Source organism: Pectobacterium atrosepticum (assembly GCA_019056595.1).
Classification (GTDB): Bacteria; Pseudomonadota; Gammaproteobacteria; order Enterobacterales; family Enterobacteriaceae; genus Pectobacterium; species Pectobacterium atrosepticum.
Map to the genome: position 1 here is coordinate 4,503,232 of CP036163.1, position 26,590 is coordinate 4,529,821.

At 56.9% G+C, this 26,590-nt stretch carries 1 protein-coding gene and 1 pseudogene; both read right to left on the reverse strand.

Features of this window, described 5'->3' with window-relative positions:
* Nucleotides 1-4: 4 nt before the first annotated feature.
* Nucleotides 5-21,082, reverse strand: a pseudogene (locus DCX48_21130) (non-ribosomal peptide synthetase).
* Nucleotides 21,075-24,908, reverse strand: a complete 3,834-nt coding sequence (locus DCX48_21135) for a non-ribosomal peptide synthetase (GenBank protein QXE17337.1) — start codon at nt 24,906-24,908, stop codon at nt 21,075-21,077. Before DCX48_21135 ends, DCX48_21130 begins: the two are co-directional and overlap by 8 nt.
* Nucleotides 24,909-26,590: the final 1,682 nt, after the last annotated feature.

The following is a 26,590-nucleotide window of genomic DNA, read 5'->3' on the forward strand; positions in this document are numbered from 1 at the left end:
TTTGCTATTTCCTAAGGTTCAGAGTCCTCCATAGCCAATCGGCAAGCCGTTCGACCTGTGGCATGGAGAGCATGGTCATGTGGTTGCCCGGCATTAAAACAGGGTCTAATTGAGTAACATGTGTGCTCCATTCGCTTTCGTTCGTCGTTCTTTCATCCGTGTCTCCCTCTTTGGCGCTGACCAGATAAACCGCACCGTCGTAGTGAGCGCGTGGCGTATACACCGTATTCAGGTTGGCCTGCATTACTTGAACAATTCCCTGCAACAGAGCAGTGGTTGTGTGCGTAGAGAAAATACCGGCTTTTACCAGCGCGCGGTGCAACCGTGTGATCTGTTCCTCCGGTGCCATATCCACAAATTGAGATCGCGTCAGCGCTAAAGGCTGCGCCAGAATCATGTTGTAGATGTCGATCAATTTCATGATCGTCTCAACGCGATCGATCGCTTTCGGCGGACACGCCTGAACGTCGGGAGCATCAGTATCGACCAGTATCAGACTGGCTACCGATTCCCCCTGTGCCTGTAGCTGTAATGCGATTTCAAAAGCTACCCATCCACCAAAGGAATGTCCTAGCAGGTGATAAGGTCCATGGGGTTGCTTTTGCCGTATTCCCTGAAGATAGGCTCGTGCTGCGCCCTCTACGCTGATATAAGGCGGTTGGCCGATTTCTGTCAGGCCGCGAGCCTGTAAAGCACTGACGGGTTGTTGCGTCGGTAGCGCCAGCGCCAGTTCAATAAAGCTGGAAGCATTGGCTCCTGCCCCAGGGATACAAAAGAGCGGAGGAATCCCTGGCGTACCGTTTTGGATAACGATGTTTGGCACATAGTCAGTGGGTAACAGGAACCCGCTAAACGAGTCGGCAACCTGATTCAGCAAAGGCGGCTGCATTATCGTGTAGTGGGTTCCACCGATAGGATGAAGCACCGAGTCCTTACCGACGATGCCTTGCCATTCTCCCCAGATATCATCATCGGTGATGTGCTCTGCACGGTAGAGGTGAACCGGCAGGGCTGACGCGGGAGCACGATAATGCCGGGATAACTGCAAGATCGTTCTTTGGCTGTTGAGGCGTAGAAGAATATCTTCTTTGGTGATGCCGGAAGGGAGCCATTGACGCTCATGGCAGCGTGCGATGGTTAGCTCGATGTCTCCCAATGCGCGTAGATCCTCCAGATCTTGTTCATCGGCTGTCGTCATGTGATTACGTAAATAGACGAAGAGGATATTAATGTTTTCCTGCTCATCACTTAAATCCCCGGAGGAATAGACGATTTTTTGCTCGCCAGACTGAGCGTCTGCCCGATTGAAATTATAGGAATCGATCATGCCAAGAAACGCGACCTCCTCGCCGCTATTAAGCAGCTGTAGCCCGATTTCATAGGCAATCGATCCACCTAATGACCATCCGGCAAGGCGATAAGGGCCGTGAGGCTGAATACGACGGATCGCATTCAGATGGTCAGTCGCCAGTTCCTCAATAGACGCTGGCGGTGACGGTAGCGTATGCAGGCCTAGAGACTGTAGCGCGTAAACAGGCAAGGCGGGTGGTAGCAGCGTGGCGAAGGTTGAATAAACCAACGGGTCACCGGTTGATTCGTGTATCAGGAAGAGCGGCAGAAGATTACCTTCAGGGCTGAGCGGCACAGGGTTCATATCAAACGGAGAACTTGATGTCGCTGAGGTATCACTGCCAACCACGAAGGCCAGATCGCATAGCGTTGGATGAGAGAAGAGCGTGGCAAGCGATACCTCCATGCTCTGTTCACGCATATGGTTCAGCAACTGCACCGCCAGCAGCGAGTGACCACCAAGTTCAAAGAAGTGGTCATGACGTCCTACCCGTTCCAGACCCAGTAGCATCTGCCAGATATGCGCCAGCTTCATTTCCACCTTGCCTTGTGGCGCTTCATAGCCATGGCTGACGACGGCCGTTTGGTCTGGTGCCGGTAGGGCTTTACGATCCAGCTTGCCGTTCGGCGTAAGTGGGAAAGTATCGAGCATGACAAAGGCCGACGGGATCATATAGTCGGCTAAATGTGTCGAGAGCTGCTGACGTAGCTCGGCAGGCATCAGTTCAATACCGGGCTGAGGACAGAGGTAGGCGACCAGCCGGGTGTCGCCGGGGCTGTCCTCGCGGGCGACGACCACGGCTTCCTGCACGCCGGGACATTGCATAAGGCGGGCCTCGATTTCCCCCAGCTCGATACGGAAGCCGCGCAGCTTGACCTGGAAGTCATTACGGCCGAGGTATTCGAGGCTGCCATCGGGCAGCCAGCGGGCCAGGTCACCGGTCTTGTAGAGACGGGCACCGGGCTGGTTGATGAACGGGTCGGGAATAAAGCGCTCGGCGGTGAGGTCGGGGCGGTTGAGATAACCGCGGGCGACGCCGACGCCGCCGATATGGAGTTCACCAGCGACACCGAGGGGCACAGGCTGGCCGAGGGTGTCGAGGATATAGAGCTGGGTATTGGCGATGGGGCGGCCAATGGGAACAAAACTGCGGTGGTCGTCAGGCTGACAGGCCCAGAAGGTGACGTCAATGGCGGCTTCGGTAGGGCCATAGAGGTTATGGAGCTGGGCGTTGAAGCGGGCAAAGAAGCGCTGCTGCAACTCGGCAGGCAGGGCTTCGCCGCTGCAGATGACACGACGCAGGGAGTCACAGGCACAGTCTGCATCGGCCCACTGAACGAACTGCTGGAGCATGGAGGGCACGAAGTGCAGGGTGGTGATGCCGGTACGCTCAATGAGCTGCGCGAGGTAGGCCGCATCCTTGTGTCCGTCAGGGCGGGCCATGACGAGGCGTGCACCGTAGAACAGGGGCCAGAAGAACTCCCAGACGGAGACGTCAAAGCTGAAGGGGGTCTTTTGCAGCACGCGGTCATCGGGGGTGAGACGATAGGTGTTCTGCATCCAGACGAGGCGGTTGCAGAGTCCGCGGTGGCTGTTCATGACGCCCTTGGGCTTGCCGGTGGAGCCGGAGGTGTAGATGACGTAGGCCAGATGGTGGGCATCCAGACCGGGGACGTGAGGGTTGTCCTCACTCAGGTGGCTGAAGTCGGCGGTATCGAGCAGGATGCGCGGGATGTCTCCGGTCAGCAGAGCACTCTGGTTCGCCTGAGTCAGCAGTGCCACGGGGCGGGCATCGTCAAGCATGTAGGCGAGGCGCTCGGCGGGGTAGCCGGGGTCAAGCGGGACATAGGCGGCGCCGGCCTTGAGAATGGCGAGCAGGCCGATGACCATGTCGAGCGAGCGCTCGACGCAAATGGCGATGCGGTCATCGGGTTTTACGCCGAGGTCGATGAGGTGATGCGCGAGCTGGTTGGCGCGGCGGTTGAGCGCGTCATAGGTAAGGTGCTGGTCTTCAAAGAGCACGGCGGTGGTATCGGGTGTGCGAGCGGCCTGGTCTTCGACGAGCTGATGGATAAGGGCATCGTGCGGGAAGTCGGCCTCGGTGGCATTGAAGTCGAGCATGACCTGCCGGCGCTCACTGTCCGGCAGTATCGGCAGCGACATGATAGGGCGCTCTGGCTCCGTGGCCAACGCTTCAATCAATTCCTTAATAGCAGTTTCCAGATAGTGGGCAATACGTGCCGAGTCGATTTCTGAGTTGGTTTGGGTAACCAGACGGAAATTTTTGCCGAGATCGTCTACCGATACGGTTAACGGATAGTTGGTGCGTTCCTCCACGGTTAACTGGCGCATACCCTGCCAGACTCCGGTGGTGGCGTCGTTGTTAGCCGCACTGTGCTGGCTGTGACGGTAGTTAAACAGCGTACTGAACAGTGGCAGAGGCGGTGTGACGCCGCTGCATCGTTGCGCTAATGCCAGCGGCGTTTGTTCATGCTCCAGAAGCGAGATGAGTTCATCATAGGTTGAACGGATTACATCAAGTACGCTGTGATCGTTAAGGGAAATACGCAGCGGCAACGTGTTAATAAACATGCCCATTACCCTGTCTGCGCCATCTGTACCCTGTAAGCGACCGAGCAGGACAGAGCCAAAAACCACATCATCACGATTGCTGATATGTGCCAGCACCTGTGCCCAGGCCACGTGGAACAGGACGCCGGGGCTGACTCCCAGTCGGTTTGCCCGGTGTCGTATCGCTTGGGCTAATGCAGGATCGAGATACTGCACGGTTTCATCCATATTCTCGCCACCGGATTGTATATCGACCAGACCAAAAGGCGCGGTAGGCGCATCGACATCGGCCAAACGGGAGCGGAAATACGTTTCATGAGCGGTCATTGGGACGCTTAAAATCTGAGCGATAAAGTTACGATAAGGCAGCGGCGTGGGCAGATCATTATCGCGACCCTGTAAGATCGTTCTTATTTCGTCAATCATCAGGGCGAGAGTGATGTGGTCGCAGACCAGATGATGGAAGCCTAGCGCCAGCAGCCATTCCTGATTTGCCACATCGTGAGCGATATCAGCAGTAAGCAACGGCGCCTCACCGAGATTGATGCGGCGCGTATGCGAATCGGTATGGGTGCGTAGCTGACTGAGCACATCGTTTTCCGAATCAGTCTCCAGCGTGTTTATCGGTAACTGCGCGTGACGCCAAACGACTTGGATCGGTTGGCTAAGACCTTGCCAGCAGACGGCGGTGTGCAGAATATCATGGCGATTGATAACGCGTTGCAGTGCGCTGAGGAAGGTATCAAGGCGCTCACGGGTATCAAAAGCAATCACGGTTTGCGACAGGTAGGTATCTCCCTGTTCCTGAAGCAGATAGTGGAACAAGATCCCCTCTTGCAGCGGCGCAAGCGGGTAAATGTCCTGCACATTAGCCGCGCCGCCGGGGACGGTCGCGACAATCGCGTCAATATCACGTTGTGAGAGGGAGAGCAGCGGCAGCAGTTCCGGTGTAATCGCCGTACAATCCGGTGAAATCAGGCTAGGAGGAACGACCTGGGGTTGTTTTGTGTGATTGGCCAGTATGGCCTGCGCCATATCGCAGAGTATGGGGGCAGAGAAAACACTACGAACGTCCAGTGTCTGACCGATATTGCGTAACCGCTCAATCAGGCTGACGGCCATGAGTGAATGACCGCCAAGTTCGAAGAACTGATCGTGGCGGCCAACGCGATCCAGCCCCAATAGGTCTTGCCAAATTTGTGCCAGAGCGGTTTCGAGTTCTCCCTGTGGTGTGACATAACCGCGTGTGGCAACGGCAGAGTGATCCGGAGCGGGTAGCGCTTTACGGTCAATCTTGCCGTTCGGCGTGAGTGGGAAGGTGTCGAGCGTGACAAAAGCGCTGGGCACCATGTACTCCGCCAGATGTTCGGCCAACTGTTGGCGCAGTTCCGTTGGATTGAGCTCAGCGTCAGGCTGGGAGCGGAGATAGGCAACCAGACGCGTATCGCCGGGGATATCTTCGCGCGCGGCGACCACCGCTTCCTGCACGCCGGGAAGCTGCATGAGGCGAGACTCAATCTCACCCAGTTCAATGCGGAAGCCGCGTACCTTGACCTGAAAATCATTACGGCCCAGATAGTCGATATTCCCGTCTGGCAGCCAGCGGGCAAGATCGCCCGTCTTGTACATCCGGGCTTCTGGTGAACTTGAGAAAGGATCGGGAATAAAGCGTTCCGCCGTCAGATCTGGGCGATTCAGGTAGCCCCGTGCCACGCCTGCGCCGCCGATATAAATTTCCCCCGCGACGTTGAGCAGCGTCGGACGCCCTTGCGGATCCAAAATATAGATCTGGCTATTGGCGATAGGGTGACCAATCGGCACGGTGAGCCGATTGCGTGAAGTCTCAGTTGACGTCACGTGGTAGACAGAGGCCCACACGGCGGCCTCTGTTGGGCCATATTCGTTATACAGTGCGGTTGACAGGCCGAGCTGTTCAATCGCGGTTTGAATTTCCGGCGGACAGCGTTCACCCGCAACAATCAGCGCTTTCAGAGAGGCCAGTTCCTCATTCTGGCTCATCTGCAAGAGGCTCAAGGCCAAGGACGGCACGCACAAAAGGCAGCAAATGTGGTGTTCATGCAGCATATGCAGTATGGCGGTTGGATCGACGGTTATCTCCTGCTGTGGCAGGTAGAGACTTCCCCCTCGGGTAAGCGTACCAAATACGCTGGCAAGCGCGCTGTCAAAGGCAATCGAGGACAGCAGCAGTACCCGCTCGAACATGGGGTAGGTTAATTGTCGGGCGTAGGTCGATGCCACAATGTTGCGGTGTTCGACCATGACGCCTTTAGGTTTGCCCGTCGAGCCCGAGGTATAAATGATGTAGGCCAGATGGTGAGGCGTCAGCCCGATTGCCTGAGCCGCTGGGTTGCTGTCTGAGCAGGCCTCGAACAGTGCCGTGTTATCCAACAATATCGTCGGAGCCGTGCTACTCAATGACGCCACCAAAGATGAGTGGGTCAAGAGTGCAACTGGGGCGGAATCCTCCAGCATATAAGTGAGACGTTCTGTGGGATAGGACGGATCAAGTGGTACATAGGCCGCGCCGGCTTTGAGGATACCCAGTAGACCGATCACCATTTCTGGGCTGCGCTCGACGCAAATCGCGATACGGTCATCAGGTTTTACGTCCAGAGAAAGCAGATGATGAGCCAACTGGTTGGCGCGGTGGTTGACTTCCGCATAGCTGAGTAACCGGTCTTCGAACACGATAGCGATGGCATCTGGCGTCTGCACGACCTGTTGTTCGAACAGATGATGAAGCAGCGCAGGTGGGATTTCGGCTTCGGTTGCGTTGAAGTCGACCAGCAACGTTTTGCACTCCGCTTCTGGCAGGACAGACAAGCTGAGAATAGGCTGCTGCGGATCAATCGCTAACGCCTCAACAAGTGCGCGTAAAGCCGTCATCATATAATTCACGATTCGGGCGGGATCGATCTCGCTCACGGTCTGAGCCACCAAGCTAAATCCTTCACCCAGATCGTCTACGGATAGTGTGATCGGGTAGTTGGTACGCTCTTCGGTTGCCAAAAGCTTGATGCCGTTCCAGGCGCTGTTGTCATGTGTTCCCGTCTGGCTATGACGGTAATTGAGCAACGTACTGAACAGCGGCATCGGGGGTGTCACCCCGCTACAGCGTAGCGCTACGGAAAGTGGCGTTTGCTCATGCTCAAGCAGGGCTGTGAGGTCGCGGTAGGTGGACTGTACGACATCCCGTACGCCGTGCTCGGCAAGGGAGAGGCGTAGCGGCAGTGTATTGATAAACATCCCCATGACCTGATCCGCACCTGCCGACCCTTGAAGGCGACCAAGTAAGACCGAACCGAAGACAACATCATCACGACCACTGGTTTGCGCCAGTACCTGTGCCCAAGCAACGTGGAACAGCACTCCCGGGCTGATCCCCAACTGGCGGCACTGTTTACGAATTGCCATGGCTAATGACGGGGCGAGTAACTGGCTGGCTTTCATCACATCGTCCCCGTCACCTTGCACATTCAGCAAATCGAAGGGGGCGGTTGGTGCATCGATATCCGCTAATCGGTCACGGAAATAGTCCTCATGTGCAGACGTTGGTACGCTGAGGTTTTGCGCAATAAAGTTACGATAGGGCAGCGGCGTCGGCAACGCTTCAGTATGACTTTGTAAGATCAGTCGAATTTCCTCAATGATCAGTGCCAGCGTCATATGGTCGCCGATCAAGTGGTGGAACGTCAGCGCCAACAGCCATTCATTACGCTCGCCGTCGTGAACAATGTCGGTAGAAAATAGCGGTGCCTGATTAAGATTAAGTCGACGCACGCTGGGATCGGTATAGGCCTTTAACTGCGCCAGAACCTGTTCTTCCTGCGCAGGAACAAACGTATTCACGCTCAACGGTGCCTGACGCCAGACAACCTGTACTGGCTGATTTAACCCCTGCCAGTAGAGAGCGGTACGCAAAATGTCGTGACGGTCAATGACGCGCTGTAGCGCATCTAAGAAGGCATCGAGACGTTCACGGGTATCAAAAGCGACAAGGTTGTTGAGCAGATAGGCGTCTCCCTGAGCCTGTAACCGGTGGTGGAATAAAATACCTTCCTGCAGCGGAGACAGCGGGTAGATATCCTGCACATTGGCTGCGCCGCCGGGGACACTTGCCACGATAGCGTCGATTTCGCCCTGAGAGAGTGTGACCAACGGCAACAGGTCGGGCGTAATTTGTTTGCAATCTCTAGGGATGATATTAGGCGCAACCTTGCTGAGACTACTCTCCTGATGTACCTGTATAGACTCCGCCATGTCGGCTAGCGTGGGTAATGAAAAGACGCTACGCACGTCAAGCCGGTAACCCAGATTACGCAATCGCTCAATCAGGTTGACCGCCATTAGTGAATGGCCGCCGAGTTCGAAAAACTGATCTCGGCGTCCGACATGCGTTAAGCCCAGCAAATGTTGCCAAATAGACGCCAGAATGGTTTCTTTTTCACCCACTGGTGCCTCGTAGGTACGCGTGACGATGGCTGTCTGATCGGGAACGGGTAACGCTTTGCGATCGAGCTTGCCATTCGGCGTGAGCGGGAAAGCCTCCATGGTGACAAAAGCACTGGGCACCATATATTCGGCTAAATGGTGAGCCAGTTGCTGACGGAGTTCAGCAGGCACCAGTTCAACACCGGGTTGTGCAATGAGGTAAGCGACCAGACGCGTTTCTCCCGGAGTGTCCTCACGGGCGATCGCGACGGCTTCTTTCACGCCAGAGCACTGAATAAGGCGTGCTTCAATTTCCCCCAGTTCTATACGGAAACCGCGTACCTTCACCTGGAAGTCGTTACGACCCAGATAGTCGATATTGCCATCGTTTAGCCAGCGACCAAGATCACCCGTTTTGTAGAGGCGAGCATCGGGATCGTCGGTAAACGGATCGGCAATAAAATGCTCTGCCGTTAATTCCGGGCGATTAAGGTAGCCGCGTGCGACGCCGACGCCACCAATATGAATTTCTCCGGTCGCGCCGATGGGAACCAATTTACCTTGCGGATCCAAAATATAGATGCGCGTGTTGGCAAGCGGGCGACCAATACAAGGCTCTCTTTCATCTTGAATGCGGCAGGGATAAAGCGTGGCGCAGACGGTGGTTTCCGTCGGACCATAAGCATTAAACATGCATCGTCCGGCTGCCCAGCGTTTGACTAACGCAGGCGGACAAATTTCACCGCCGACGACCAGCGTCTGTAATGTCTCAGGGATCTCATCCAGCGCTGCCAATGCCGTTGGTGTTATCAGCATGTGCGTAATCGTATTGTCTTCCAGCGTTTGACGAAGTGCTGCCCCCGGCAGGATAGCCGCACGTTCGGCAAGGTAGAGTGTCGCGCCTGTTAGCAGTGTCATGTAGCATTCCTGCATACAGACATCAAAGCTGAAAGAAGCCAACTGAATCACATGACTGTCTGCGGCAATATGCAAAGACTCGATCTGTCCGTTAAGCAGGTTACACATACTGCGATGCTCAACCATCACCCCTTTGGGTTTACCCGTAGAACCCGAGGTATAAATCACATAGGCCAAATGGCGTGGTGTGAGGCCAAACGCCTGAGGGACAGGATTGCTGTCTTGTCCCTCATCAGCGATAGCCGCAGGCAGATTATCGAGTTCGATCACGGGAAGATCGCTATGCAGCAGGGCGACTAGATCGGTCTGCGTCAGCAGTGCGACAGGGGCGGCGTCCTCCAGCATGTAAGTGAGGCGGTCAGCGGGGTAAGACGGATCTAACGGCACATAGGCACCGCCGGCTTTGAGTACCGCCAGCATGCCAACAATCATCTCCAGACTGCGCTCGACGCAAATCGCGACCCGATTGTCCGGCTGCACGCCGAGTGATAACAGATGGTGGGCGAGACGATTGGCGCGCCGGTTAAGCTCGTCGTAGCTGAGAGATTGTGTATCGAATATTACCGCCGTCGCGTCAGGGGTACGTTTAACCTGTGCCTCGAACAACACGTGGGCAAGTGCTGATTCTGGTAGTGCGACACCGGTGGCATTGAAATCGACCAGCAGTGCCTGGCGTTCATTTTCCGGCAGGACGGATAACGTCAGGACTGGGCGCTGTGGCTCATTCTCTAGTGCCTCAACTAGACCGTGGATCGCGGTGAGCAGATAGTGAGCGATTCGTGCAGGATCAATTTTTGTGCTGGTTTGCGCCAGGAAACTGAACCCGTCGCCGATATCATCCACCGAAAGCGTAAACGGAAAGTTGGTGCGTATATTCTCCGCCAGTACCCGAATGCCTTCCCAAGGGCGGGTATCTTTATTTATCTGCGTATGGCGATAGTTAAGCAAGGCGCTGAATAGCGGCATGGGTGGTGCTACGCCGCTACAGCGTTGGGCGAGCGCCAGCGGTGTCTGCTCGTGTGCTAACAGCGTTGTCAAATCGTGATAGGTTTCTTGTACCACGTCCAAAACGCTGCGCTCGGCAAGAGAAATCCGCAGCGGCAGCGTATTGATAAACATCCCCATGACCTGATCCGCACCCGCAGAACCTTGCAAACGACCTAGCAGTACCGTACCGAAGACGATATCGTCACGGCCGCTGGTCTGTGCCAGCACCTGCGCCCAGGCCACATGGAACAGCACGCCTGGGCTGATACCTAAGCGGCGAGACTGCTGATATATCGCGTTGGATAATGGCGCAGGAAGTGGCACGCGGACTTCAGCGATATTTTCGCCTTCTCCCTGTGTATCCAGTAAATCGAAAGGAATCGTCGGCGCATCGATATCCGCTAGTCGTTCGCGGAAATAGGCCTCATGTTCCGTGTTCGGAACGCTTAATATTTGGGCGATAAAGTTACGGTACGGAAGTGGGGTTGGCAGGGTGTCCTGCTGACCCTGCAACAGATGGCGGATTTCACCGACGATCAGCGTCAGCGTCATATGATCGCTAATCAGATGGTGTAACCCTAAGGCGAGCAGCCATTCACCTGTTGCAGCGTCGTGGGCAATGTCGGCCGAGAGTAACGGTGCCTGATTCAGATCAAGGCGACGGGTGCGTGGATCGGTCTGTTTCTTCAACTGAGCTGGAACATCATCTGCTGAGGTCGGCTCAAAGGTATTAATGGGTAAGACAGCCTGACGCCAGACAACCTGTACTGGCTGGCTTAGCCCCTGCCAGCAAACGGCGGTGCGCAGAATGTCGTGGCGATCGATGACTTGTTGCAGTGCGCCGAGAAACGCATCAAGCCGTGCGCGATCCTTGAATGCAAGCAAGTGGTACAGCAAATAAGTATCGCCCTGCTCCTGAAAGCGGTAATGGAAGAGAATGCCTTCCTGCAAAGGCGAAAGCGGGTAGATATCCTGCACGTTGGCGGCCCCGCCAGATACGGTATCCACCACTGTATCGATCTCCGGCTGGGTGAGCGTCACCAGCGGCAGCAGATCGGGCGTGATGGCGATACAGTCTGCCGGGATACGGTTGGCCGGCACGACAAATGCCGGTTTATCCTGATGCGCCAGTATCGCCTGTGCCATGTCGCTGAGCACCGGTGCGGAAAAAATGCTGCGCACGTCAAGCGTGAGTCCGGCATTACGCAGCCGCTCAATCAGGCTGACCGCCATCAGTGAGTGGCCGCCGAGCGCGAAGAAGTGGTCATGGCGGCCGACGCGCGTCAGACCCAGCAGGTCCTGCCAGACGGCGGCCAGCGCGGTTTCGACCTCACCCTGCGGGGCTTCATAGTCGCGGGTCGCCACGGCGGACTGGTCAGGGGCCGGCAGGGCCTTGCGGTCGAGCTTGCCGTTCGGGGTGAGCGGGAAGGCATCGAGGGTGACAAAGGCACCGGGCACCATGTATTCGGCCAGATGTTGCCCGAGCTGCTGGCGCAGGTCGGCCGGGTCGGGCGTGATGCCGGGCTGCGGGCAGAGGTAGGCGACCAGCCGGGTGTCACCGGGGCTGTCCTCGCGGGCGACAACCACGGCTTCCTGCACGCCGGGACACTGCATAAGGCGGGCCTCGATTTCCCCCAGTTCGATACGGAAGCCGCGCAACTTGACCTGGAAGTCGTTACGGCCGAGGTATTCGAGGCTGCCGTCGGGCAGCCAGCGGGCCAGGTCACCGGTCTTGTAGAGACGGGCACCGGGCTGGTTGATGAACGGGTCGGGAATAAAGCGCTCGGCGGTGAGGTCGGGGCGGTTGAGATAACCGCGGGCGACGCCGACGCCGCCGATATGGAGCTCACCGGCGACGCCGAGGGGCACCGGCTGGTCGAGGGTATCGAGGATATAGAGCTGGGTATTGGCGATGGGGCGGCCAATGGGAACGAAGCTGCGGTGGTCGTCCGGCTGACAGGCCCAGAAGGTGACGTCAATGGCGGCTTCGGTGGGGCCATAGAGGTTATGGAGCTGGGCGTTGAAGCGGGCAAAGAAGCGCTGCTGCAACTCGGCAGGCAGGGCTTCGCCGCTGCAGATGACACGACGCAGGGAGTCACAGGCACAGTCTGCATCGGCCCACTGAACGAACTGCTGGAGCATGGAGGGCACGAAGTGCAGGGTGGTGATGCCGGTACGCTCAATGAGCTGCGCGAGGTAAACTCCCAGACGGAGACGTCAAAGCTGAAGGGGGTTTAGCAGCACGCGGTCATCGGGGGTGAGGCGATAGGTGTTCTGCATCCAGACGAGGCGGTTGCAGAGTGCGCGGTGGCTGTTCATGACACCCTTGGGCTTGCCGGTGGAGCCGGAGGTGTAGATGACGTAGGCCAGATGGTGGGCATCCAGACCGGGGACGTGAGGGTTGTCCTCACTCAGGTGGCTGAAGTCGGCGGTATCGAGCAGGATGCGCGGGACGTCTCCGGTCAGCAGGGCGCGCTGGTTCGCCTGAGTCAGCAGTGCGACCGGGCTGGCATCGTCGAGCATGTAGGCGAGGCGCTCGGCGGGGTAGCCGGGGTCAAGGGGAACATAGGCGGCGCCGGCCTTGAGAATGGCGAGCAGGCCGATGACCATGTCGAGCGAGCGCTCGACGCAAATGGCGATGCGGTCATCGGGTTTTACGCCGAGGTCGATGAGGTGATGCGCGAGCTGGTTGGCGCGGCGGTTGAGCGCGTCATAGGTGAGGTGCTGGTCTTCAAAGAGCACGGCGGTGGTATCGGGGGTACGAGCGGCCTGGTCTTCGACGAGTTGATGGATAAGGGCGTCGTGCGGGAAGTCGGCCTCGGTGGCATTGAAGTCGAGCATGACCTGCCGGCGCTCACTGTCCGGCAGTATCGGCAGCGACATGATAGAGCGCTGTGGCTCCGTGGCCAACGCCTCAACCAATTCCTTAATAGCCGTTTCCAGATAGTGTGCGAGGCTGAGCGGATCGACCCCTTCAATAGTCTGGGAGACCAGGCGGAATTGCTCGCCAAGATCGTCGACTGAAAGTGTGAAGGGGTAGTTAGTGCGTTCTTCCGCTGTCAGCAAACGCATTCCACGCCATACCCTGTCTGTCGTTGTTCCCAACTGGCTATGGCGGTAGTTGAACAGCGCACTGAACAAAGGCATCGGTGGCATGACGCCGCTACAGCGTTGCGCCAAGGTGAGCGGTGTCTGCTCATGCTCTAAAATAGCCGTCAGATCGCGATAGGTATCCTGTACGACATCCAGCACGCTGCGGTCGCCAAGGGTGATGCGCAGAGGGAGCGTATTAATAAACATCCCCATGATTCGACTTACCCCTGCCGTACCTTGCAAGCGACCGAGGAATACGGAGCCAAAAACCACATCATCACTGCTACTGACATGAGCGAGCACCTGAGCCCACGCGACATGGAACAACACGCTTGGGCTGATGCCGAGCTGGCGAGCCTGTTTGCGAATCGCCTGCGCTAATCCGGTATCCAGAGCAAGACGCGCTTCCGCAATATGTTCACTGTCGTCTTGCGTATTCAAGATGCCGAAAGGCGCGGTCGGCGTATCGATGTCCGCCAGACGAGAACGAAAGTACTGCTCGTGAACAGAAGGCGGTACGCTCAGAATTTGGGCAATAAAATTCCGGTATGGAAGCGAGGGAGGTAACGTCTCCGCGCGTCCCTGAAGTAGGGTGGTGATCTCACTGACGATAAGATCCAACGTCATATGGTCGCCAATCAAATGGTGGAAACCAAATGCCAGCAGCCATTCCCCTGTCGCCGGATTATAGGCGATATCAGCGGAGAGCAGCGGTGCCTGATTCAGATTAAGGCGGCGGTGACGCGAGTCGGTGTAGGCTTTCAACTGCGAGAGAATATTGTCTTCAGAGACAGGGGAAAACGTACTCACCGGCAGCGGTGCGTGACGCCATACGACCTGAACCGGCTGAGTCAGCCCGTGCCAGCAGAATGAAGTACGTAAAATGTCGTGGCGGTCAATAACCTGTTGCAGGGCGTTCAGAAAGGTATCAAGTCGTTCGCGGTTATCAAAGGCCAATAAACTGTTAAGCAGATAAGCATCTCCCTGCTCTTGCAGGCGGTGATGGAACAAAATGCCTTGCTGAAGCGGCGAGAGAGAATAGATATCCTGCACGTTGGCCGCGCCGCCGGATACGGTAGCGACAACGGTGTCCAGCTCTGCCTGAGTGAGTGTAGCCAGAGGCAGCATTGTGGGGGTAAGCGCCGAGCAGTGTTTTGGAATACGGTTAGGCGGCACTGAGAACGCCGGTTTGTCCTGATTCGCTTGTACCGCCTGCGCCATTTCACACAGCACGGGCGTAGAGAAGATACGGCTGACATCAATCGTCCAGCCCAGATGGTGTAGCCGCTCTATCAAGTTGACGGCCATTAACGAGTGCCCGCCAAGCTCAAAGAAATGGTCATGGCGACCCACGCGATCCAGCTGCAGTAAGGTTTTCCAGCTATCCGCTAATGCGATCTCCACGTCCCCTTGCGGCGCTTCATAGCTGCGGGTTGCGACAGAAAGCAGGTCGGGAGCCGGGAGCGCCTTACGGTCGAGTTTTCCGTTAGGGGTCAGTGGAAACTGTTCCAGTGTGACAAAAGCGGCGGGCAACATATATTCAGCCAGATGCTGTGAGAGCTGTAGGCGCAATGCTGCGGGTTCGATTTCAGCACCGACATGGGGCCGGATATAGGCAACCAGCCGTTTATCGTTAGGATTATCTTCCCGGACGATAACGACGGCATCTTGCACTCCAGAACAGCCCATGAGACGCGCTTCGATTTCGCCAGGCTCAATACGGAAACCACGCAGTTTGATCTGAAAATCATTACGGCCTAAATATTCTATATTGCCATCGGCCAGCCAGCGGCCAAGGTCGCCGGTTTTGTACATCCTCGCACCGGGTTGGTCGGAGTACGGATCGGGAATAAAACGTTCAGCGGTCAGTTCGGGGCGGTTGAGGTAGCCGCGTGCAATGCCAACGCCGCCCAAATACATTTCGCCAGCAACGCCGAGTGGCGCGAGCTGACCCTTCGCATCAAGAATATAAACGTGGGTATTGTCGATCGGTTTCCCGATGGGCAAAAAATCGTCTCCGGTACGATGGTAATGATAGATCGTCGCACAGACGGTGCTTTCCGTCGGGCCATACGCGTTAATGACCTGTTTCGCCGTTGCCCAGCGTTTAGCTAATGCCGGAGGGCACGCTTCGCCCGCGAATATCAGCGTCGTCAAATCAGGAGGCTCAGCGGAGGCATCTAACGCACCCGCCGCAATCGGTGGAAGCGTCACATGAGTAATCGCCTGCGTTTGCAGTGTGTTGAGCAATGCATCGCCGGGCAAAAGCGCCTCACGAGAGGCCAGAATGAGGCTGGCGCCTTGGCACAGCGTGGTTGTCACTTCGGAAATGCAGGCATCGAAACTGAAAGAGGCAAACTGTAAAAGGCGGCTGTTTGCCGTGATGCCAAATGCGCGAATCTGTGCGTTAGCGAGATTACACAGACTACGATGCTCGATCATCACACCTTTCGGCTGACCAGTTGAGCCCGAAGTATAGATGACGTACGCCAGATGATGTGACGTCAACCCCAGCGCATGCGCATCCGGATTGTCTTGCGAGGCATGCTTAAAGACAGTGAATTGCGGATCGTCCAGTACCACCAGCGGCAACGTGCTGTTCAGCGTCTCAATCAGCGCCGTCTGGGTTAACAGTGCGACCGGTTTAGCATCATCCAGCATGTAGGCCAGACGCTCGGCTGGATAAGCAGGATCGAGTGGGACATAAGCCGCACCTGCTTTAAGAATACCCAATAGACCGACGATCATTTCCACGCTGCGTTCTACACAAATGGCAATACGATCATCCGGCTGCACGCCGAGTGACAGGAGATGATGGGCTAATTGGTTGGCACGACGATTAAGGCCGTCATAGCTGAGCGTCTGCTCCTCGAACACGACCGCAATAGCGTCAGGCGTTTGGGCAACCTGTTGTTCAAACCGTTGATGGATTAAGGCATCGTATGGGAAATCGCTATGGGTGGCGTTGAAACCCACCGATAATTGCTCGTATTCAGCAGCGGGCAATATATCGATAGCCTCTGCGAGCGTTTCCGGCGCATCGGTTAATAGGGTGACGAGCTGTTCTATTGCCTGCAACAGATAGGCATTCACCCGATTAGGATCGATAGGGCTGATGGTTTGGGTCGAGAGCGAAAAACACTCACGGTTATTATCAATTGAGATGCCCAATGGGTAGTTAGTGCGCTCACGGCTAAACAGGCTCTCTACACCGAACTGTCTTAAATTCGGCGCGTCGGCACCTCTGTCATTGGTGTGTCGACAATTGAGTAGGGTGCTGAACAGCGGCATAGTACCGAGCCCGCTGTATCGCTGGGCCGTGGACAGCGGTGTTTGTTCATAGCGTAATAAATTGGCGCAAATATCATTCGCGGTGTTGACTAGCGTTGCTACGCTCATACCCGCCAGTTTTATCCTGAAGGGCAGCGTATTGATAAACATGCCTAATGCGGTTGTACTGCCTTCAAGACCCGACATTCGTCCCGATAATGTCGTGCCGAACACAAGATCGTCTCGTCCACTGGTTCGTGCGATAACCAACGCCCAACTGGCGTGAAACAGCGCCGCTGGACTGATGCCGAACCGGCGGGCGGCGTCACGAATCGTTTGTGAAAGTTCAGGGCTAAGCGACTGACGTGCTTCTGCCGCGTTTTCACCGCTGGCTTGAACATTTGCTACACCAAATGGTGCTGTAATTTCGTCGATGTCCGCCAAATAGTCTTGGAAAAATGCTTCTGCTGCATGGTTTTTATCTTCCTGACGGGTATAAGCCACAAAGTTTCTATACGGGAATGATGGTGGAAGTGCCTCACCTTTTCCCATCAGAAACGCGGTCGTTTCCGCGAGTAGCTGACGCAGTGAAAGGTTGTCATCAATGATGTGGTGAAATTGAAGCAGTATATAAAGCGCCGGTGATGTTGAGTCAGGCGCTACGTACAGATGCATTAATGGTGCCTGTGACAAATCCATTGAGGCGTGTGAGGAGACGACTCTTTCCCGCATCGTGGTGACCACATCAACGCTGTTTTCTGGTTCCAGACGATGCACATTCAGCGTTGCATGGCGATGTACCACCTGAACCGGCTGCGTCAATTCCGTCCAGTGAATCGACGTACGTAGAATGTCGTGCCGGTTAATGACGGATTGTAGTGCTGCAATAAACGCATCCAGCTTTGTCTCATTCGCAACACGCAAGAGTGACGATACGACATAGGGATCGTTATCTGGGTGCAAACGATGATGGAAGAGAATCCCTTCCTGTAGTGAAGCCAGAGGGTAGATGTCTTGAATATTGGCGGCACCGCCAGAAACGGTGTCAGTAATGGCATCAATCTCCTGCTGCGACAGGGCTACCAGAGGCAGCATCTCAGGCGTGATTCTTTCAGCACCGTTGGGGATAAGGTTGTCTGGCGTAATGAAACGGGATTCGCCCCGATCGTGTTGAATGGCATCAGCCAGTTCGATGAGCGTCGGCGCGGTAAATACGCTGCGAACGTCGAGTTTTAAGCCGAGGTGACGCAGTTTTTCAATCAAACTGACGATCAGCAATGAATGGCCGCCGAGTTCAAAAAAGTGGTCATACCGTCCCACCCGTTCTAACCCTAGCAGGTCTTGCCAGATTTCAGCCAATGCCGTTTCAATGTCACCGACAGGCTCCTCATAGCCGCGTGTTACCACGGCGGAGCGTTCAGGCGCAGGCAGGGCTTTACGATCCAACTTGCCATTTGGCGTAAGCGGGAAGGCCTCAAGTGTGACAAACGCCGCCGGGATCATATAGTCGGCTAAATGCGTTGACAGCTGCTGGCGTAGATCGGCTGGTTCCAGCACCGCTTTGGGCTGAGGCTGAATGTAGGCCACCAGACGGGTATCTCCCGGAACATCCTCACGGGCGAGTACCACCGCTTCCTGAACGCCTGGGCACTGTACCAGGCGGGACTCGATTTCCCCCAGTTCAATACGGAAGCCGCGTACCTTGACCTGAAAGTCATTACGGCCCAGATAGTCCAGCGTACCGTCGGGCAGCCAGCGGGCGAGATCGCCGGTTTTGTAGAGTCGGGTTGCGGGGCTGTCAGAGAAAGGGTCGACAATAAAGCGCTCGGCAGTCAGGTCAGGACGGTTGAGGTAGCCGCGTGCGACACCTGCTCCGCCGATATAGAGCTCACCGGCGACGCCGACCGGCACCGGTTGGCCGTGCGGGTCAAGCAGGTAGGCACGTAGATCCGGCAAGGGCCGGCCAATAAGGCTACCGCGCCCGGCGGTGATATCGGCGGCGCTCAGTTCGCGGAAGGTGGCGTGAACGGTAATCTCGGTGATGCCGTACATATTAATCAGGCGGGTGCGCTCAAGCGGATTATCCGCTATCCACGGGGCCAGCATATGTAACTCTAGCGCTTCCCCGCCGAAGATGATGCAGCGCAGCGAATGATCGGTATCATCTCGCGCAGCAATCAACTGGCGGAACGCCCCCGGCGTCTGGTTAAGTACCGTCACACGCTCCCGACAGAGCAGGGAATAGAATTCCTGCGGTGAGCGGGCACAAAGCGTCGGTACGACAACCAGTTTGCCGCCGTAAGCGAGCGCTCCCCATATTTCCCAGACGGAAAAGTCGAACGCAAAGGAGTGGAACTGGGTCCAGACGTCGTTGCTGTCAAAGTGGAAATAGTCCTGCGTTGCGTCGAGCAGGCGGGTGACGCTGGCATGCTCGACCATGACGCCTTTGGGTTTACCGGTAGAGCCGGAGGTGTAGATGACATAGGCCAGATGGTCGGGCGTGACGCCCAGCGCGTGCGCGTCGGGATTGTGGTCAGGCTGCGCATCGAAGACGTCGTGCGCGTCAAGCAGTACGGTGGGCAGCGCGGTATCCGGCAGTGTAGCGGTCAATGCCGACTGGGTAAGGAGCGCTACGGGCGTGGCATCGTCGAGCATATAGGTGAGGCGCTCGGCGGGGTAGGACGGGTCGAGAGGGAGATAGGCGGCACCCGCCTTGAGGATGGCGAGCAGGCCAATAATCATCTCGGGGCTGCGTTCGACGCAAATGGCGACGAGGTCGTCGGGTTTGACACCGAGGCTGATGAGATGATGTGCGAGCTGGTTGGCGCGCTGGTTAAGTGTCTGATAGGTGAGCGAGTGTGATTCGTAGACGACGGCGATAGCATTCGGGAAGCGCTGTGCCTGATCTTCGACGCGAGCCTGAATCAGCGCAGGCGTTGGGCATACGGCATCGGCTGGATTAAAGTCAACCAGCACCTGCTGGCGTTCGCTGTCCGACAACATAGGAACGGACCAAAGAGGCTGTGTAACATCGGTGGCAATGGCCGTTAATACGTTCACTACGTAGCCAGCCACGCGTTCAATCGTTTCTCGATCGAAGAGATCGATGGCATATTCCAGTGAGCCAGTCAGACCATTTTCCGTCTCGTTAACCGATAACATCAGGTCAAATTGAGCGCTGTGTTTGGGTTGTTCAATAAAAGAGACGTCCAGATCGGGCAGCATTAATTTCTGTGAAGCTGTGTTATTCAGAGCCAACATCACCTGAAAGATGGGGCTGTAGCTGAGGCTGCGTGCTGGCTGTACCACTTCTACGACCTGATCGAACGGAAGATCCTGATGGGCATAAGCGGAAAGTGATTGTTCTCTAACCTGCGTCAGCAGTGCTTCCAAGGTTTTACATTCATCCAGTTCAATGCGGAGTGCCAGCGTGTTCACAAAGAAGCCTATCAGCCCTTCCAGCTCGTGGCGGGTGCGGTTGGCGATCGGCGTGCCAATAACGATATCATCTTGGCCACTGAGGCGAGACAGCACGAGACTCCATGCGGCAAGTACGGTCATAAACAGCGTGGTTCCCTGCTGATGACCTTGTGTTTTGAGCGCATTAAGAACATCAGCACTGAGACGGAAAGACACGTGGCTGCCCGCATAGCGCTGCACCGCGGGGCGTGGACGGTCAGTTGGCAGTTCTAACAGCGCGGGCGCGCCCTGTAACTGGCTATGCCAAAAATCACGTTGCTCGGCGAGCGTATCTTCTTTGAGCCAGCCGTGTTGCCAGGCGGCATAATCGGCGTACTGAATCGGTAGCGGTGGTAAATGTGCCGCATGGCCGCTGAGTGCGGCGCGATACAGGGCAGAAAATTCACGCACGAAGATCCCCAGAGACCAGCCATCGGAGATGATATGGTGTTGGGTAATGAGCAAAACATGTTCTTCATCGCTCAGCTGCAATAGCTGTCCACGAATTAGCGGGCCTTGCATAAGGTCGAATGGTTCACGCGCTTCACTCTCGGTCAACTCGGCCACCCGTTGGGCTCGCGCCGTCTCGTCAAGGTCGCGCAGGTCGAGGCTGGATAGACAAAAGCGGGTTTCTTCAGGGGCAATCTGTTGAGAGGGTTGACCATCAACCAGCGCAAAGTGTGTGCGAAGGCTTTCATGGCGAGCGATCAGACCATCTAGCGCCGTCGTAAGCGCCGGTTTATCGAGTTTGCCGGTCAGCCGTAGAGCCGCAGGAAGATGATAGGCCTGACTAGCGGCCTGATCGAGCTGACCAATAAACCACAGCCGCTGTTGAGCGAAAGAGAGTGGCAGCGGCATGTTCCGATCGACTTTCTTAATCGATGGGCGCTGTTGGTGTCCACGTTGCTTTAGCTGTTCTTTAACTTTTTTCTCCAGAACGGCGCGTTTTAGCTCTTCAATGCTCATGTTTTCTTTATTCATCGTTCGTATCTCCGTCTAAAATCGCCATTAATTCTTCTGCTGACATTGAGTCGAGATCGTGTGTGAGTGCATCGGTGTCATTTCCCCAGGCTGCGTGTATTTGTGCGGCCAAAATGACCTCCGCCAGCGCGGATAGCTGGGGATGTTGGAAAATGGCAACGATGGGGATATCGGTTAAAAATTCTGCGCGTATACGGGCATTCAATTGAACCGCAAGGAGCGAGTGCCCGCCGAGCTCAAAGAAATGGTCATGACGTCCTACACGCTCCACTCCCAGTAGCGTTTGCCAAATTTGAGCCAGCGCGTGTTCCAGATCACCTTGTGGCGCTTCATAGCCGCGAGTCGCCATCGCCGACTGGTCTGGTGCCGGTAGCGCCTTGCGATCAAGTTTGCCATTTGGTGTGAGCGGGAAGGCGTCCAGTGTGACGAACGCACTCGGGATCATGTACTCAGCCACCCCCTCGCTAAGTCTTTGTCGTAGATCGGCAGGTTCGAGCACCGTATCAGGCTGAGCGAGTAGGTAGGCAACCAGTCGTTTGTCGCCGGGGCTATCTTCACGGGCAATGACCACGGCATCGTGTACTCCGTGACACCGGGCGAGGCGAGTTTCAATTTCGCCCAATTCAATGCGGAAACCGCGTACTTTGACCTGAAAATCGTTACGGCCCAGATACTCAAGGGTACCGTCAGGCAGCCAGCGGCCGAGATCGCCGGTCTTGTACATCCGGGCTTCTGGTGCTCCTGAGAACGGATCGGTAATAAAACGTTCTGCCGTGAGATCGGGGCGACCAAGATAACCGCGCACAACGCCTGCACCGGCGATATGGATTTCGCCCGCGACGCCAAGAGGAACCACGCGCCCCTGCGCGTCCAGAATATAGATTTGGGTGTTGGCGATGGGGTGACCAATATAAGGCGTTGGTGTCGTCAGGCCGTTTAGCGTGGACCAGATCGTGGTTTCTGTCGGACCATACAGATTCCAGAGCGTCGTTACCTTCTGAAGCAGCGCCGTCGCCAGATTCTCAGGCAGAGCTTCCCCTCCACACAGCGCTTTAAAGCCCGGCGGCAGAGCGAAGTCGCGTAACTCCACTAACATACGCCAGGTCGACGGCGTGGCCTGCATGAAGGACACCGCATGGCGTTCGATCAGCATGGCCAACTGTTGTGCATCCGCCGCCTGTGCCTGTGTAGCCAGAATCAGCCGTGCACCGTTCAATAACGGCAGGAAAATTTCTAATATGGAGATGTCAAAAGAAAGTGATGTGACGCCGAGCAAAACATCCTCTTGGGCGATACCTGGTTCCTTACGCATTGAACAGAGGAAATTAACCATGTTGGCATGTTCAACCATGACGCCTTTAGGTTTACCCGTCGAGCCTGAGGTGTAAATCACATAGGCCAGATGGCGTGGCGTGAGCCCCTGTTTCCGGGCGTCAAGCGGGGTATCCGGTTCGTTATCAAACGGACGGGTTTCTCCGTCATCAAGCAGGATCACAGGCAGGCTGCCGTTCATTATCCCGAGATGGGCTGACTGGGAGATCAGTGCGACGGGTTTGGCATCATCAAGCATGTAGCGCAGACGCTCTACGGGATAAGTGGGATCTAATGGCACATAGGCCCCGCCGGCTTTGAGAATACCGAGCAGCCCGACAACCATGTCCAGACCACGCTCGACGCAAATCGCGACCCGCTCATCGGGCCGTACGCCGAACGAAATAAGGTGGTGGGCAAGGCGATTAGCCCGGCGATTAAGCTCGTCATAGCTGAGGGAGGCTTCCCCGAATACCACCGCGATGGCGTCGGGCGTGCAGGCAACCTGTGCTTCAAACAGCTCGTGGATAAGCGCGTGCCGTGGGATATCCGCGTCGGTTGCGTTGAAATCAACCAGCATCTGTTGACGTTCGCTGTCCGGCAGCACCGGTAGGTTCAGTATGGAACGCTGCGGTTCTGTTTCCAGCGCGTCGACCAGACTGCTGATTGCCGTCATCAGATAGTTCAACAGACGATGAGGATCGATGTCTTCCAGCGTCTGCGCAACCAAACTAAATCCTTCGCCCCGGTCGTCAACTGCAAGCGTGAGTGGATAATTGGTTCGTTCCTCTGAGGTCAGCACACGAATGTCGCTCAAGGTATTGTCGGTCGAGCTGGCCTGTGTATGGCGGTAGTTGAGTAAGGTACTGAATAGCGGCATGGGTGGTGCTACGCCGCTGCAGCGTTGAGCCAGCGCCAGCGGTGCTTGCTCATGCTCCAGTAGCGTCATCAAATCGTGTGAGGTGCGCTCAACCACCTCCGCTGCGCCGCGATCCGCAAGAGAAATTCGCAGCGGCAGCGTATTGATAAACATCCCCATAATACGGTCAGCCCCTTCAGCACCAGCAAGGCGGCCGAGCAGAACAGAGCCGAATACCACGTCATCACGACCGCTGGTCTGCGCCAGAACCTGCGCCCAGGCCACATGGAACAACACGCCTGGGCTGACGCCAAGATGACGTGCCTGTTGTCGAATAGCGGATGCCAGTGTGGCATCCAACACCAGACGAGCTTCGTGGATATCCCCGCCGCTACCTTGTACGTTGAGTAACCCAAAAGGTGCGGTCGGTTCATCAACATCAGCTAGCTTGTCGCGGAAATACGCTTCATGTGCTGAGTTCGGTACGCTTAGCGTCTGGGCGATAAAATTGCGGTACGGGAGCGGCGTCGGTAACGCGTCAGCCTGATGCTGCAATAACAAACGGATTTCACCGACGATCAGCGCCAGCGTCATATGATCGCTAATCAGATGATGGAAGCTCAGTGCCAGCAGCCATTCGTTTTGCAGGGGATCGTGAGCGATATCTGCCCTAAACAACGGCGCCTGACTGAGATCGATCCTGCGTGTACGCGGCTCGGTATGAGCCTGCAACTGTGCCAATACATCTTCCGGTGACGTCGGTTCAAAATGGTTGATTGGCAGTATTGCCTGACGCCAGACGACCTGCACCGGCTGGCTTAAATCCTGCCAGCACACGGCGGTGCGCAGAATGTCGTGGCGATCGATAACTTGTTGCAGTGCACTGAGAAACGCATCAAGACGTTCGCGGTGGGTAAAGGCCACCATGCTGCGGAGCAGATAAGTATCGCCCTGTTCTTGCAGGAGATGGTGGAAGAGAATGCCTTCTTGCAACGGTGCGAGCGGATAGATGTCTTGTATATTGCTCGCACCACCAGACACGGTATCGGTTATCCGGTCGATCTCCGGCTGAGTGAGCGTCACCAGCGGCAGCAGGTCGGGCGTGATGGCGGTACTGTCCGCCGGAATGCGGTTAGGTGGCACCACAACGGCCGGTTTATCCTGATGCGCCAGTATCGCCTGTGCCATGTCACTGAGCACCGGTGTGGAGAAAACACCGCGTACATCAAGCGCCAATCCTGCTCGGCGGAGTCGTTCAATCAGGCTGACGATCAGCAGCGAGTGGCCGCCGAGCGCGAAGAAGTGGTCGTGGCGGCCGACGCGCGTCAGACCCAGCAGGTCCTGCCAGACGGCGGCCAGTGCGGTTTCGACCTCACCCTGCGGGGCTTCATAGTCGCGGGTCGCCACGGCGGACTGGTCAGGCGCCGGCAGGGCCTTGCGGTCGAGCTTGCCGTTCGGGGTGAGCGGGAAGGCATCCAGGGTGACAAAGGCGCCGGGCACCATGTATTCGGCCAGATGTTGTCCGAGCTGCTGGCGCAGGTCGGCGGGGTCGGGCGTGACGCCGGGCTGAGGACAGAGGTAGGCGACCAGCCGGGTGTCGCCGGGGCTGTCCTCGCGGGCGACGACCACGGCTTCCTGCACGCCGGGACATTGCATAAGGCGGGCCTCGATTTCCCCCAGCTCGATACGGAAGCCGCGCAGCTTGACCTGGAAGTCATTACGGCCGAGGTATTCGAGGCTGCCATCGGGCAGCCAGCGGGCCAGGTCACCGGTCTTGTAGAGACGGGCACCGGGCTGGTTGATGAACGGGTCGGGAATAAAGCGCTCGGCGGTGAGGTCGGGGCGGTTGAGATAACCGCGGGCGACGCCGACGCCGCCGATATGGAGTTCACCAGCGACACCGAGGGGCACAGGCTGGCCGAGGGTGTCGAGGATATAGAGCTGGGTATTGGCGATGGGGCGGCCAATGGGAACAAAACTGCGGTGGTCGTCAGGCTGACAGGCCCAGAAGGTGACGTCAATGGCGGCTTCGGTAGGGCCATAGAGGTTATGGAGCTGGGCGTTGAAGCGGGCAAAGAAGCGCTGCTGCAACTCGGCAGGCAGGGCTTCGCCGCTGCAGATGACACGACGCAGGGAGTCACAGGCACAGTCTGCATCGGCCCACTGAACGAACTGCTGGAGCATGGAGGGCACGAAGTGCAGGGTGGTGATGCCGGTACGCTCAATGAGCTGCGCGAGGTAGGCCGCATCCTTGTGTCCGTCAGGGCGGGCCATGACGAGGCGTGCACCGTAGAGCAGGGGCCAGAAGAACTCCCAGACGGAGACGTCAAAGCTGAAGGGGGTCTTTTGCAGCACGCGGTCATCGGGGGTGAGGCGATAGGTGTTCTGCATCCAGACGAGGCGGTTGCAGAGTGCGCGGTGGCTGTTCATGACACCCTTGGGCTTGCCGGTGGAGCCGGAGGTGTAGATGACGTAGGCCAGATGGTGGGCATCCAGACCGGGGACGTGAGGGTTGTCCTCACTCAGGTGGCTGAAGTCGGCGGTATCGAGCAGGATGCGCGGGACGTCTCCGGTCAGCAGGGCGCGCTGGTTCGCCTGAGTCAGCAGTGCGACCGGGCTGGCATCGTCGAGCATGTAGGCGAGGCGCTCGGCGGGGTAGCCGGGGTCAAGGGGAACATAGGCGGCGCCGGCCTTGAGAATGGCGAGCAGGCCGATGACCATGTCGAGCGAGCGCTCGACGCAAATGGCGATGCGGTCATCGGGTTTTACGCCGAGGTCGATGAGGTGGTGCGCGAGCTGGTTGGCGCGGCGGTTGAGCGCGTCATAGGTAAGGTGCTGGTCTTCAAAGAGCACAGCGGTGGTATCGGGTGTGCGAGCGGCCTGGTCTTCGACGAGCTGATGGATAAGGGCGTCGTGCGGGAAGTCGGCCTCGGTGGCATTGAAGTCGAGCATGACCTGCCGGCGCTCACTGTCCGGTAGTATGGGCAGGGTGGCGACAGGTTGCGTCACATCGTCGGCCATCGCCATCAGGATATTCTCTACATAACCCACCACGCGAAGGATGGTTTCGCGGTCGAACAGGTCGGTGGCGTAGACCAGCCCACCGTTGAGGCCATTTTCAGTCTCGATAAGCGACAGCGACAGATCAAAGTGGGTGCTATGCTGCGGCCGCTCAACGGCAGAGAGCGTAAGATCGGGCAGCGTCAGGGCCTGTGCTGGGGTGTTGTTCAGCGACAGCATCACCTGGAAAATGGGGCTGTAACTGAGGCTGCGAGCGGGCTGCAGGATCTCTACGACCTGTTCGAACGGCAGGGCCTGATGGGCGTAGGCGTCCAGCG

Excerpts from the sequence above, each read along its gene's own strand:
- DCX48_21135 (QXE17337.1), bottom strand. The coding sequence starts at position 24,908 with ATGCAATGTCCCGGCGTGCAGGAAGCCGTGGTCGTCGCCCGCGAGGAC.